The following is a 14,053-nucleotide window of genomic DNA, read 5'->3' on the forward strand; positions in this document are numbered from 1 at the left end:
CTTAATGTTCGCTAAGACAGGAGGAGGAAAGTGAGTCTAACTGTAAGCTTCCCATTTTTAGGACAGCTGTAATTTATAATTATTGTCTAATACTTCAACCTTCAGAGAGTCCAAGAGGGTACCCTCTTGGACTCTCTGAAGGTTTTCTCCGAACATTTTTGGAGTAATCCTACCAAGGCTATCATGCGGGCGATGGTTATTGTAATCTTCCATCCACTTATCTACTTCTTCTCTGGCCTGGTCGATGTGCTCAAATACAAACGCATCAAACACGCCCCGGCGCAGAGAGCCATTGAACCTTTCGATGTAAGCATTCTGCGTGGGCTTGCCTGGTTGGATGTAACAAAACTCAATTTCTTGCGCATAACTCCATGTTTGGGTCATTAAGGCTATGAATTCTGGCCCATTATCCATCCTGATGCGCTTTGGTTTTCCTCTCCTATTGATCAGGTGGTTCAGTACCCAGATCACTCGACTGCTTTTTAGTGAAAAATCTACTTCTATATGCAATGCCTCTCTGTTTGCATCATCCATTACGTTGAAACTTCTGATTTTTCGACCATTTACCAATCTATCCTGCATAAAGTCTATTGACCATGTATGATTAAGGTGATTCGGAGCCTCAAGATGCTGCTTGGACCTAGCGGGGAGACGTTTCTTCTTCTTGACCCTTAAGGATAGCCCCAGAGCTTTGTAAACCCTATATACCCTTTTATGATTCCAATGCTTGCCCTCTAGTCTAAGGCGGCCATAAGCCTTCCAAAAACCTTCTCTGGGAAATTGTGCAGCCTTATCATTCAAAGCCACTTCAATCGGGGTGTCATCCTTTTGGGGTTTATAATACATCACCGACCTAGACACATCCATTACACGGCACGCCCTGTTGATACCGTATTTAGGCAGCTCTTTACTAATCCTACGCTTATCACAGGGCTTTAGAGCTTTTTTTCTATGATCTCTTTGGCCATCTGGTGATCCAATGCCAGCTCAGCATACATACGCTTTAGTTTGGCATTCTCCTCCTCCAGAGCCTTCAAACGCTTCAGGTCTGAGGCTTCCATGCCGCCATACTTCTTGCGCCAATTATATAGCGTGCCTTGGCTTATACCATGATGGCGGCATACCTCTTGTGCCGATTTACCTTGTTCAAATTCCTTGAGAATCTTAACGATTTGCTGGGGACTAAATGTACTCTTCTTCATTTCTACAGTTTAAATCTATTCATTTTTAAACTGTCCTGTTTTTGGGGAAGCTTACATAACCAGTGCAAAGAACCCCTGACCCACAAAATAAGTCTAAGTATATTTTAGGGACTTGAGAGAAATAGTTTTAAAAGTATACTTAATAATACTTTTAAAGCCCTAAAGATGTTAGAGTGGAGGCAGGAACTAAATATTTAGTATAAATGATAATACTATTAGTATAAGAATTGTTTACTTTGTAAAACCAACAAATACTGAACAGTTGTTCAGCATTTGTTGGAATAACTTATCTAGTAGCAGTTATGAGTAGCTCAAGTATTGCAAGTACTTCGTTAGGATCAAGCTCTAGATCACCATTAAAACAAATCAATTGCAGTAGGTACACCAATACAAATCTGCAAAAGAATTTTACAAACCCTTTCCATTTCAGGAAGGGGTTTATTTTTCCCGGCACTTCCTCCGGATCGGAATCATCTCCATCACCATCTGTGAAGGTTACTGAACCTTTAAATTTAATTTTAACCATTTTTATTAAATCATAATTGATAATAATTTTAGTTGTACATCCAGTATGATTCACTTTGACTTCAAAAATACTAATAAAATTCGTATTTTTTTGATTGAGTTTTCCACATACAACTATACATTATAAGCTAGAATTCCATATTGTTTAAAACCTATTAGAAATAAATGGACACCTTCGTGATGATAGAGCCTGTCTGCGGAAGGAAAGTCAGATCAATTGCAAATAGCTGATCTCGTATGAGGTTCTTTCTACCCATCACTATAGGATAAATACATTCTTCAAAACACCAACGACGGGCGGATCTACCTACCGACAGCAGGCCCCTTGAATATTTTAGGTCGTGGCGGAGGTTAAGACCAGAAGGTGGGAGCTTCGTCTACATGACATACGACTAGAACCTGAAAACCCTCCTTGTCATCCTGAGTTTATCGAAGGGCGACAAGCAGTACTGCAACATCAGCACAGCCTGTCTGATGGTTCGAGTGCCTCACCATGACAGGGAGAGAGTGGTTGTGATGGATTTCAATTGCTATGAGTTTGTGATCGGAGGCTAATTAAATAAACCTATAAGGTTTATGAAACTGGCACATTGAGAAAATATCAAAGAGGATTTAACCCCCCAAAGCAGTGAGCTACAACAATGCCGTCTTTTACGAAATATTTGTGCAGTCCTTTGCCGATTCTAATGGCGATGGAGTAGGAGATATCCCTGGTATGACAGCCAAGTTGGATTATTTGGTAGACTTAGGGATCACAGCGATTTGGCTTATGCCTATGTCTCCATCACCGAGCTACCACAAGTATGACGTGACCGACTATGTGGGCATTCATTCAGATTATGGCACGATGGAGGATTTCAAAACTTTCATTCATGAGGCTCACGCCAGAGAGATCCGAGTGGTGATGGACTTTGTGATCAACCACAGTTCGTCGGAGCATCCATGGTTTGTGGATGCAAAGACAGGTAAGGATGCCAAATACAGAGATTATTATGTGTGGGCTGACAAAGACTCCATCGCTCAGGAGATTGCCAAGAAGGAGACTTCATTCGACTCGGACAACATCCGACAGTGGCACCCAGTGACGGAAGAGGATACAGTTTCGGAGCATTACTATGGTTTTTTCTACGGAGGAATGCCTGATTTCAATTACGACAATCCCGCAGTTCGCAAGGAGTTTTATGATGCAGGTAAGTTTTGGTTGTCTCATATTGGGGTAGATGGCTTCCGATTGGATGCGGCCAAGCACATCTATCCAGATGACCGTGCGGTGGATAGCCATGCTTTTTGGAAGGAATTCAAATCAGAGATGCAAAAGGTCAATCCTGATGTATATCTCATGGGGGAAGTTTGGTCTGATGCCAAAAATGCATCTCCATACGCAGCTGGTTTTACGTCTCTTTTCAATTTTGACAGAGCTTTTAGTATCCTAGAGTCTATCAATGCTGGCGAACAAAAAGCAGCGAAGATAGCAGGACACGGGTACGAGATGAATGCAGATGTACATATCGCTGACGTGATCAACGAGTCCTTGCCATGGTTCAAGTCATACAATCCTGACTTCATTGAGGCTAGTTTTTTGAGCAATCATGACCAAAACAGAGTGGCTTCTGTTTTGGGAGGGAAAAGTGATAAGATAAAATTGTCTGCTGCTATTTTGTTTACACTGCCAGGTACACCATATATATACTATGGAGAGGAGCTAGGCATGCTAGGGATGAAACCAGATGAAAACATTCGCGAACCGATGCTTTGGGATATAAGTAGCAAAGACGCCCAGAGAACGGAATGGATGAAGTCAAAGTACAGCACCGATAGCACAGTAGTGCCAGCCAAACAACAGATGGCTGATGGTCAATCTATATACAATACTTACAAGGAATTGATCGCATTGAAAAAGACTAGTCTTTTTTCTCAAGGAACGATCGCTAAGATTTCGTCAGAAGAGCCAGCGCTGCTCGCATACAGTAGATCGTATGGTGATAGCCATGCTATGATTTACCACAACTTGTCAGCGAAAGAGATCATTGTCAATGTATCAGCAGAAGGTTACAAAATCGGTTATGAAAATGGTGACGCGGTATTGACAGGTGGTTACTTGACTTTGGGGTCAAGAGCAAGTCTAATTCTTATCAAGTAAATGGGTTTTGATGGTATGGAGAGGATACGTTCTTTCTATACCATATTATATCAGGCCAAACTGAGCTTGACGGTAAAGGTAGTACCTACACCTGGTTCTGAATCACATTCTAGTTCTCCACCTAGCAGCCCAATGTATTTGTTGACAATCGATAAGCCAAGACCTGTGGATCGCTCACCAGCAGTAGCTTTGGCACTCAATACTTGGAATTTCTTAAACATGTTCTTTTGATCAGCAGCGGTCATCCCAGGGCCTTCATCTTTGATTTTGACGAGAGCCAGATGGTTTTGAGCCGTGAGGTCGATAAAAACCTTCTTTTCATGTGGAGAGAACTTGATTCCGTTGGATACTAGATTTTCTATCACATGGAATAGGTACTGCTCATCTCCCAGTACCTCCACATCGGGTAGTAGGTTGGTGATGATTTCAATTTTTTTAGCACTGGCATGCGTAATATTTGTTTCTACGACATGTTGTACGACTTTTGTCAAGTTAATTCTTACGAATTGCTCAGAGGTTTTGGATTCGATCTTTTCAATGTCCAGGATCTTGGTTACCATCTTATTGAGCCTCATGGACTCGTTGGCTATATGGTTGATCATTCTACTTTGCTCTTCGTTGAGATCCTCTGGATTCATATTCAATATGTTGGCCAAAGCAGTGATGTTGTTGATCGGAGCTCTTAGGTCATGGGAGAGGATGTGGATGAAGTTATTCTTTTCTTCGTCTCTACTGACCAAGTCTTCGTTTCTTCTAGATAGCAGTGCATTTTGCTGCTCTATCATCTGCCTGTGTTTGGTTAGGATTTCGTTTGCCTTGGACTTGACTCTGTTGCTATTGAAGAGAAAATAGGTGATGGTCAATGCCAAGATGATCGATATCAGCAAGATGTTTTGGATATAGCTTTGTTCTTGCGCTTGTTTTTCCTTGGAATGAAGCTCTTCGTTCATGTAGCTCTTTTCCCTTTGGAGCAAAACTATTTCTTCATTTTCGCCTTCAGCGATGTGTGATATCAGTTGATTGACATCATATCCGAGATACTTTTGAACGGATTTGGTTCTCAATAGCTCAAATTCCTTGCTTGCGAGGAATTCGTTGAGGGGAATATTCCAATCACTATCCAAACTGAAAATCATGCAGTAGCCAAAGCCTTTTTTGGAGAGCAGGTTCTGTCTTTTGATCTTCTTGTTTTTGTTGAGTGCCAAGATGTAGTTGGGCAAGTCCACATAACCAAACGTCATTTCGTTGGATTCTATGTATCTAATGATGTCATTGCTAGAGCGGATGTGCTGTAGCTCAAACTCCATTTGTTGACTTTTCATTAGTTCTCGGAGGTAGATGTCATAGGTAGTACCCTCGACAGATACCGCAGTATAGTCCTCAAACATCTCTGCAAAATCCTTGATGGACTCTATGGTTGGTGCACTTCTGTTGGTGATGAGTACCTGAATGTCTGGGAAATAGGGGGCTGAAAATTTGACTTCTTTTTCTCTCTCTGGTACTTTGGATATGATATCAAGTCCTATATCACCTACTTTAGAGTGGTCTTTGATTTGAGAGTAGATGTCTCCAAAACTTCTTTTCAATTCCCAAGTCAGGGTCAGATCATATCCATATTGATTGAGGAGATAATATTTGAAACCCATGAGCATTTCGTACTCGAGACCTTCGAGGGTACCCTGCTCGGTGATGATTAAAAAAGGGTCAGAATGACGGTAGTAGATTGTGATTTCTCCACGTTTATTCTTTTGCAATTGTGCCCAAGACAAGTCAGTCGCTACTGATGAAAAAGAACACAATATCAGTACAATACAACCCCAAACTATAATAGTACTTTTTATCACGGCTTAAAGATAGAAATTAAGTAAAAATACTGAGGTATATTGCGAATAATATTAGTTCAGAAAATATATGAAACAGATTTTGACATCATATGGTCGATTTCTTAATCTTTTTAATAATTTAGATATTATCTTATATTTTTGTACTTTTAAAGGATAGTGGATTTTTCTCCCGTTCGATATGAATGATATATCACAAAGCATGCTTGGGGCGTTTGACGAATGGAAAGAGGAACAACGGAAAAAAACAGAAATGATCGATCAGGCAAAAAAAGGGACTAAGTCCAGTGAAGAGGTCAATAGTGTCAGTAGTTTTGATTTATACAACAGGATATACAATGAGAATATTCTGTTGATGTACAAAGGCGCGATTACGTTTGACTTGGTGACATCAGTGATAGAGACTCTTGACCGCAAAGTAGCGCAGGTAGAAACTGATAAAAAAGTGCAGAAACTGTTTTACAGCGCTGCAGTGGAAGTGGTACACAACCTGTATCATCACATGGACGAAATCAAAGGACAGTTCGATGGCGTATCAGATTATGATGCAAAATCTGGATTGATCACCGTGCTAGCCAAAGAAAAGTACTACAATATCTTGACTGGCAATTTTATTCCTACCAAAAACACCTATGATCTGAAAGCCAAAATTGATGAGGTCAATACCACTGACAAGGATGGTTTGAGAGCCCTGTATAAGGAAACGCTCAGCAATGGACAATTCTCTGACAAAGGAACGGCTGGCCTAGGACTGATTCAATTGGCTCGAAAAACAGGAGAAAAATTGAATTATAAGTTTGACAAGGTAAACAGTGAATACTCATATTTCACTTTTCAAATTAAGATCAACAGATTTTAGATAAAAAAATGAAAGCATTGATAACAAAAAGACCTGAATTAATTCAGGTCTTTTTGTTTGATAGTCATGGTATGGTCATCACATTGGTTCTTTGATCTATTCGACCTCTTATACGAACTCTACATCTCTTACTTCGCCGTTTTCACAACTCGTGCATCGCATGGCGTGTCTGAGTACACCAGGTTTTAGCATGGATTTATTGAGAAGCATGCGTACACACTCTTGGATACCTTCTATAATGGACGGGTGAGGGTGGATTAGTTCTGCCAGTTCTTCGATTCCTTTGCCCATAGAGATGAGCAAAGCAACAGCCTCGATGGCACTGGATGCATGTTCGCCGATTACGCGCATGCCTAATATGCGCATTTCTTCATCTTTGGATACGATGATCTTGATGAAACCATTGGTGTTGCGCATGGCAATTGCTCGTGAGATACAGCTATAGTCCAAGCAGACCATTTTGTAGGGGATGCCCAGTTCTTTGGCTTTTACCTCGTTGATACCCACGCCTGCTACCTCTGGAGCCAAAAACATTATTGTAGAGATGTTTTCGTAGTTTAAGGGACGTTTAGGGTGTCCAAATATTTTTTCCACAGCATATCTACCTTCTAGTTCTCCTACATTGACCAAAGCGATATCAGCAGTGATATCGCCTACGGCATATATGTTGGGGATTGATGTCTGGGTGAGTTCATCTATGATGCCTCTGTTGTCTTTGTCAATATGGATCGATCCAGAAATCAGGTTTTCATAATTGGGCAATCGACCCACTGAAACCAAAGCTTTTTCGACATGAAAAATTTCTTTGGACCCGTTGTTGTACTCTAGCGTATAGACGACCATGCCATTTTCAATCTTCATGTCAATCAACTGAGAGTTTCGGTGTATGGTCACGTCTTTGCTTTCCAGATTTCTTTCGATGATACTTACGACATCTTCGTCTTCAAAGGGTAGGATTCTATTGCCTTTGTCTATCATGTACACTTTGGTCTGTCCAAAGTTGGAGAAGATCGTCGCGTACTCACACCCGATCACGCCAGCACCCACGATTACCATGCTTTTTGGAAATTCCTTGAGGTTTTCGATCCCGTCACTGGTCAGGATGATTTCTTCATCGATTGGGATGTTGTCAAGTTTCCTAGGTCTACTGCCAGTGGCCAAGATGATGTTGTCAGCTTTTATTTCTAGGTCTTCGCCATCGTTTTGCTGAATAGAGACAATGTTTGGTCCCACTACTTTGGCTAGTCCACGTTTGAAATGAAAATACTCATCGCTGCTATTGACATTGATGTTGTGCATATGGTGCTCTAGTAATTCACGTCGGCCATCGATGGCTTTGTCCACTTCGGCTTTTAAGGTTTGGAAATTGTAGCTAGGGATTGGTAGACTGGTTGTTTTGCAATGGGAACGGAGTGCAAGTGCTTCCCTAGATAGTTCCCACCAGGTTTTGCTCGACAAGGCTCCATTGTGAAGTCCTACTCCTCCAATCTTATGCTTTTCTACTAATAATACTCGCTTTTTGAAATCAACAGCTCTCATCGCCGCTGCGTATCCAGCGGGTCCCCCGCCTATAACACAGACATCATATTTCTCCATTCGAATTTGCTTTTTGTTTTAGGTCGTATATCAGCTAGTTGATAGTTTAATATTAACCAATAATTACCTAATTGTTGAATTAAATCAGCCGTTAATTGATTCCTGCACGATCACGCTAGGATTATTCTTATAATTAGTATTATTGTGTGTATAAAATAAATTGACACCACAACAAATGCTCAAACGAAACATTGTAGCACTAGTCTTGACGATCATTTCGTTGGCGATACTCTACCCAGGTCTTACTTTTCCAATTTTGCAAATTACAGTTTCTGCAGATTTGCCAATTCTGGGGAAAACTACCTTTTACGAACAGACTCAAAGCATACTTCAGACTGTAGAGACTTTGTATAAGACGAACAATAAATTTGTAGCGTCTTTGATTTTTTTATTCAGTGTGGTGGTACCAGCTACCAAGGGGGTGATTGTATTGTCGGTATTGCTGATCAAAGATTTTAAACTGAAATACAAGCTGTACAAGTTTGTCCACTCGATAGGGAAGTGGTCGATGGCTGATGTGTTTGCTGTGGCTGTTTTTATGGCCTTTCTATCAGCACAGTCCAATAGCTCAGTAGAGGCAGTCTTGCATCAGGGATTCTTTTACTTTGCTTCCTACTGTTTGATCTCACTTTTGGGACTGCAGTTTATCAAAATAGCTGAGCCTGCCTAAGTAGTTAGAATATCGGATGTCTTTAGGATTCCGTTATGGATGATCTATATTTGTCGCTACACGAGGAGGATTGTGGTTGATTTCAACAAAACGTGAGATTGATATTAATATGTTCAACGAAAGTTTGATATTGTTGAAATTGTTATCACTTTTGAATTTCAATTATGTCTACGGTGAAAAGGCTTAAACTACATACAAATTATAGTTTTGACTTCCATCTGATTGGCATAATTTCAAAATCCAAAGAATACACAGTCTCCTGGGCTATCAATCAAGCTTTGGGCATTGTGCTAAGAAAAGAAGTGGATTTAGAGATAGAGATGAAAAGTAGTGGCGTGATGCGCGTGTCGAATTATACCTACGAAAATGAATTGTTGAAATTCTCATTGCTATCCAATACACTGATTACTGGACCAATGGCGACCCAAAAACTACTTGTTCCGTCACTAGGAAGCTTTGATTATTTATTGAAAATAGAAGAACTGGAGGAGATTTCAGACTTGGATGTGATATTTAATCAACTGAGGAATACCGACAAGATTGATTCCTTAGTGAAATTGGACGTGAACAAGATTAAAGAAAAGGAGAGTTTTTTATTTTAACTAAACAGGAATTGATGCAATCAAAAAGGGCAAAAATCATCGCTACTTTAGGGCCGGCGAGCCAAGACAAGGAAACGATCAAAAAGCTAATTCATGCTGGAGCGGACGTTTTTAGGTTGAACTTCTCTCATGGTACTCACCAAGATCACCTTGAAAGAATCAACACGATTAATGAAGTCAATGAAGAGTTGGGGACGAATGTATGCAAGTTGCAAGATTTGCAGGGTCCTAAAATTAGAATTGGTGAAATGGAGAATGGAGGTGCTGAGATAGTACCGGGTCAAAAATTAACCATTATTACCGAAGATATCTTGGGTACTAGCGAGAGAGTAAGTACGACTTACAAGCCGCTAGCAACCGATGTGGTCAAAGGTGATTACATCTTGATTGATGATGGAAATCTACAAATCCGAGTTTTGTCTACTGATGGCAAGGAAGTAGTCACTGAAGTAATCCACGGGGGTATGTTGAAATCTCGAAAAGGAATCAACTTGCCAGATACAGCTATTTCTTCTCCCTCTCTTACAGAGAAAGACAGAGAAGATCTAGAGTTTGGATTGGATCATGATGTGGAGTGGGTAGCCTTGTCTTTCGTGAGAAATGCCAAGGATATCGAAGAACTCAGAGAGATCATCACCAAGAGAGGTAAAACTACTAAGATCATCGCAAAGATAGAGAAACCAGAGGCAGTAGCAGATATCGATGCGATCATCGAAGCAACAGATGCCATCATGGTAGCGCGTGGAGATCTAGGAGTAGAAGTCCAAATGGAAGATGTGCCTCCAATCCAAAAAAGCATTGTCAGAAAATGCAACAATCTAGGGAAACCTGTAATCGTGGCTACTCAGATGCTGGAAAGTATGACTGATAATCCTCGTCCTACAAGAGCAGAAGCCAATGACGTGGCAAATTCTATCTATGACGGAGCAGATACTGTGATGTTGTCAGCAGAGTCTGCATCAGGTAAGTTTCCGGTAGAATCTGTTCAAAGTATGGCTAAGTGTATTGCAGCTATCGAAAAATCATCTGATTTTGTATTCAATAAGTACTGGGAAGATTCAGGAAGAAAGGATTTAGGAGCAAATAGTCTTTTGGTGAGTTCGGCTTGTAGATTGAGCAAGGCGGTTGGAGCTAAAGCAATCATCGGCATGACCAAATCAGGATATACAGGGTTGAGTTTGGCGAAAAACAGACCAGAAGCTGATATCTATATTTTCACTGATGACAAGCAAATGTTGAGAACACTCAACTTAGTTTGGGGTATCAAAGGGTTTTATTATGACTCTCAACACCCGATTGATGTGACATTTGATGACTTAGTCAATATTTTGAAAGAAAAAGGACATTTGAAAACAGGTGATACTTATATCACGACAGCTTCTATGCCATTGCATTGGCAGTCCAAAACAAATACAATGAAAGTCGATGTGGTAAAATAATTTACCACAATTGATAGATTGCCAAAGCCAAATTTTATAGTTTTAAGCCGTTTTATTTCATACAAATAACCCTCCGGCTTGATGCGACTTATAAAGTTTGGCTTTATTTTTTTTATACCTCTTCTATTCTCAACACGCGTAGTATTAGCGCAAGACGAACAAACTACTTATCTCAAAGCTAAGGAGTACTTCCAAGAGGGTGAATACACCTTTGCTATGGAGTATTTTAGACAATTGTCAGCTAGTAGTTCATCCAATCCATTCAAGGAGTACGCTTCGTTTTATTATGGTCTATCTGCTTATAAAGCGGGTGATCTCAAAGCAGCAAAATCCATGTGGCTACAGATGACCATCAAAAACAAGGGATGGAAAAATATTTCTGAAGTTAACTATTGGTTGTCCGAGTTGTATTTTCAAGAAAAGGATTATGCCAATGGAGTATTGTATGCCAAGAAATCAGGTGTTGATGTGAGTATGGATTTGATGCGGATCAAGTTGGCAGAAGTAGAGGACGTTGAGACTTTAGAAAAGCTATTTTATCAGTTCCCCAATGACGAAATCGTGGCAGAGGCATTGGCTAGCCGCATAGCAGCATTGCCACTCTCATCCAGAAATACAGAATTGCTTGATAATGTGGTTGACAAGTTCGAACTAGATGCTGCTGAGTTGGGATTACATACTTTAGGCGAGAGCAAAATGAAGAAGACTTATAAAATTGCAGTTTTATTGCCTTTTATGTTTGATGGATTGAATGATCCACGCCGTACCGTCAGAAACAAATTCATCATGGATATCTATCACGGGATGGAAGAAGCAGCAGAGATGCTGAATCAAAAAGGAACAAAAATACAGCTGTTTGCCTATGATACCCGACGTGATTCTACAGTGACAGCAGCTTTGCTAGCCATGCCAGAGATGAAAAGCATGGATCTTTTGGTTGGCCCCTTGTTTCCGATCCCAAGTCAGTTGGTGTCAGATTTTAGCTACAACAACAAAATCAATATGATCAACCCAATATCCAATAGTACAGAGGTCATAGGAAACAACCCCTATTCCTTTTTGTATGGGCCTAGTGTAGAGTCCCAAGCATTGGCTGCAGCTGTGTTGGCAAGTGAGAAAGTCAACAACAAAAATGCAATGGTATTTTATGAAGACAACAAAAAGGATTCAATAAGTGCTTATACCTATGCACAAAAGATCATGGAGAATGGGTTCAAGGTTTTGTATTTAGAGAAAGTGAGAGATACTACCGTTATAGCCTCTTATGATTTGCTGACTAAAAAATATGAAGTGCGTTATTCAAAGGAAAGGGCAGACACAATCAGAGCTAATAATCCATCAAGAATTATCAAAGAAAAGAAATCGATCAAAGAGAAAGATGTAATTGTATATTATGAGGAGAGATTCGCTATCGCACCAGATAGTATCGGTCATATCTATGTAGCGTCATCCAAAACTTTGTTTGCTTCCAATTACATTTCAGCAGTGGAGATTAGAGCGGATAGTACACAGATAATTGGTCGTGCCGAGTGGCAAAATACAGAAACACTTACTTTCGAGGAGATGGAGAGGCTAGGGGTTTATTTTGTGGACCCATGGTACGTGGATAATACAAAGGGTTCTTACCAGTCATTCAGAAAAAAGTACATCAATAAGTACAATGATATACCTAGCCAAAATGCCATGATAGGATATGATATGACGATGACAATTGGAAAGATGATGATTAAAAACGGTCATTATTTCCAGTCCGCAGATAATAGTAAAAAATTTATGGTTGGTGAAATATTTGAAGGTGTGTCCTTTGATGGGGGCAATTCCAATCAATATGTACCAATCACACGATTTGAAGATTCACGGTTAAAAGTAGTCAACAGCAGGAAAGATGGAAAAGGGGAAGAGTAAAAAGATATTTGAACAAGCACAGTTGAGTATTCCAGGTGGTGTCAATTCCCCTGTGCGGGCATTTAGAGCCGTTGGTGGAGAACCTGTTTTTATGGAATCTGCTCAGGGTGCTTATATGACAGACATTGATGGTAACAGTTATATCGACTTGATCAATAGCTGGGGGCCGATGATTTTAGGTCATGGCAACCCTTTGATTGCTGATGCAGTAACAGATGCTGTCAAGCGGTCTTTATCCTTTGGTACGCCTACTGCTGCTGAGGTGACGATGGCAGAACTAATCTGCTCTATGGTACCTTCGATGGACAAAGTAAGAATGGTCAATTCTGGAACAGAAGCTACGATGTCTGCAATCAGGGTTGCGAGAGGCTATACAGGCCGTGATAAAATTATCAAATTCGAAGGATGCTACCATGGACATGGTGATTCATTTTTGATTGCGGCAGGCAGTGGTGCAGCAACCATGGGTGAGCCAGATAGTCCAGGTGTGACCAAAGGCACTGCTCGGGATACCCTGACTGTGCCATACAACAATCTCGAAAAATTACAGGAAGTAGTCCATGAGAATAAAGACCAAGTTGCAGCGATTATTTTAGAACCAGTAGTAGGCAATATGGGTTGTGTACCACCTATAGACGGCTACCTTCAGGGATTGAGGCAGATTTGTGATGATCACGGTATTGTTTTGATATTTGATGAGGTCATGACAGGTTTTAGATTGGCGTCAGGCGGAGCGCAAGAATTGTACGGCGTGAAAGCTGACATGACTACTCTAGGCAAGATCATCGGAGGGGGGATGCCAGTCGGAGCTTATGGAGGAAGAGCTGATATCATGGATATGGTCTCACCTAAGGGACCAGTCTATCAAGCAGGTACTTTGTCTGGCAATCCGGTAGCTATGGCGGCTGGATTAGCCATGTTGGGCTACTTACATGACAACAGAGGTCTCTATGTCCAGTTGGAATCTGTCCAACAGATCATCACTGGTGGGATCAGAACCAATATGAAAAGGCTTGGTTTGAACTATCAAATCAATGCGGTAGGCTCGATGTTCTCATTGTTTTTCACAGAGACGCCCGTGGTAGATTTTGAGACTGCCAAAACCAGTGATTTGACGATGTTTGGCAAATACTTCAATGCGATGCTGAATAGGGGAGTGTATTTGGCTCCTTCACAGTATGAGACCTTGTTTTTATCCACAGCAATCGGAGAAGCAGAGATGGAAAAAATCATAGCTGCCAACTACGAAGCTTTACAGGAAATCCACAGTTAAT

General features: G+C 40.7%; 12 protein-coding genes. 8 read left to right on the forward strand and 4 right to left on the reverse strand.

Annotation, left to right across the window (positions count from 1 at the left end; all coding sequences use genetic code 11):
* Positions 1-57 precede the first annotated feature (57 nt).
* A protein-coding gene (locus tag N6H18_RS13025) for an IS3 family transposase (protein ID WP_262308022.1) occupies positions 58-1,202 on the reverse strand; the annotation gives its coding sequence in 2 pieces (ribosomal slippage) (positions 58-941 and positions 941-1,202; 1,146 coding nt in all).
* A gap of 286 nt (positions 1,203-1,488) precedes the next feature.
* Positions 1,489-1,728, reverse strand: coding sequence for a hypothetical protein (locus N6H18_RS13030; RefSeq protein ID WP_262308712.1), 240 nt, complete (start codon positions 1,726-1,728; stop codon positions 1,489-1,491).
* A gap of 340 nt (positions 1,729-2,068) precedes the next feature.
* Here N6H18_RS13030 and N6H18_RS13035 point away from each other — a divergent pair, with 340 nt between their 5' ends.
* Positions 2,069-2,224 carry a hypothetical protein gene (locus N6H18_RS13035; protein ID WP_262308713.1) on the forward strand — a complete coding sequence of 52 codons (156 nt, stop codon included), beginning with the start codon at positions 2,069-2,071 and terminating at the stop codon, positions 2,222-2,224.
* Between the two features lie 131 nt (positions 2,225-2,355).
* On the forward strand, positions 2,356-3,867 hold the full coding sequence (locus N6H18_RS13040; RefSeq protein WP_262308714.1) for an alpha-amylase family glycosyl hydrolase: 1,512 nt from the start codon (positions 2,356-2,358) through the stop codon (positions 3,865-3,867).
* Between the two features lie 50 nt (positions 3,868-3,917).
* Here N6H18_RS13040 and N6H18_RS13045 read toward each other — a convergent pair whose 3' ends face one another.
* Positions 3,918-5,621: an ATP-binding protein gene (locus N6H18_RS13045; protein ID WP_262308715.1), complete on the reverse strand. Its 1,704-nt coding sequence runs from the start codon at positions 5,619-5,621 to the stop codon at positions 3,918-3,920.
* A gap of 268 nt (positions 5,622-5,889) precedes the next feature.
* Between N6H18_RS13045 and N6H18_RS13050 the strand changes: the two genes are divergently transcribed.
* Positions 5,890-6,567 carry a SiaB family protein kinase gene (locus N6H18_RS13050; RefSeq protein ID WP_262308716.1) on the forward strand — a complete coding sequence of 226 codons (678 nt, stop codon included), beginning with the start codon at positions 5,890-5,892 and terminating at the stop codon, positions 6,565-6,567.
* 108 nt (positions 6,568-6,675) lie between these two features.
* Here the strand turns inward: N6H18_RS13050 and N6H18_RS13055 are convergent, their stop codons facing one another.
* On the reverse strand, positions 6,676-8,163 hold the full coding sequence (locus tag N6H18_RS13055; protein WP_262308717.1) for a dihydrolipoyl dehydrogenase family protein: 1,488 nt from the start codon (positions 8,161-8,163) through the stop codon (positions 6,676-6,678).
* Positions 8,164-8,338: 175 nt separating this feature from the next.
* Between N6H18_RS13055 and N6H18_RS13060 the strand changes: the two genes are divergently transcribed.
* The 5 genes from N6H18_RS13060 (at position 8,339) to hemL (ending at position 14,052) form a co-directional block, all read left to right on the forward strand.
* Positions 8,339-8,833 carry a paraquat-inducible protein A gene (locus tag N6H18_RS13060; protein WP_262308718.1) on the forward strand — a complete coding sequence of 165 codons (495 nt, stop codon included), beginning with the start codon at positions 8,339-8,341 and terminating at the stop codon, positions 8,831-8,833.
* A 164-nt stretch (positions 8,834-8,997) separates the two neighbouring features.
* A complete protein-coding gene (locus N6H18_RS13065; RefSeq protein ID WP_262308719.1) occupies positions 8,998-9,435 on the forward strand; it encodes an IPExxxVDY family protein in 438 nt (145 codons plus the stop codon).
* Between the two features lie 14 nt (positions 9,436-9,449).
* On the forward strand, positions 9,450-10,874 hold the full coding sequence (pyk, locus tag N6H18_RS13070; protein ID WP_262308720.1) for a pyruvate kinase: 1,425 nt from the start codon (positions 9,450-9,452) through the stop codon (positions 10,872-10,874).
* 81 nt (positions 10,875-10,955) lie between these two features.
* Positions 10,956-12,779: a hypothetical protein gene (locus N6H18_RS13075; protein WP_262308721.1), complete on the forward strand. Its 1,824-nt coding sequence runs from the start codon at positions 10,956-10,958 to the stop codon at positions 12,777-12,779.
* Positions 12,760-14,052, forward strand: a complete 1,293-nt coding sequence (gene hemL, locus N6H18_RS13080) for a glutamate-1-semialdehyde 2,1-aminomutase (RefSeq protein WP_262308722.1) — start codon at positions 12,760-12,762, stop codon at positions 14,050-14,052. Before N6H18_RS13075 ends, hemL begins: the two co-directional genes overlap by 20 nt.
* Position 14,053 lies beyond the last annotated feature (1 nt).

It is taken from the genome of Reichenbachiella agarivorans (assembly GCF_025502585.1).
GTDB classification, from domain to species: domain Bacteria; phylum Bacteroidota; class Bacteroidia; order Cytophagales; family Cyclobacteriaceae; genus Reichenbachiella; species Reichenbachiella agarivorans.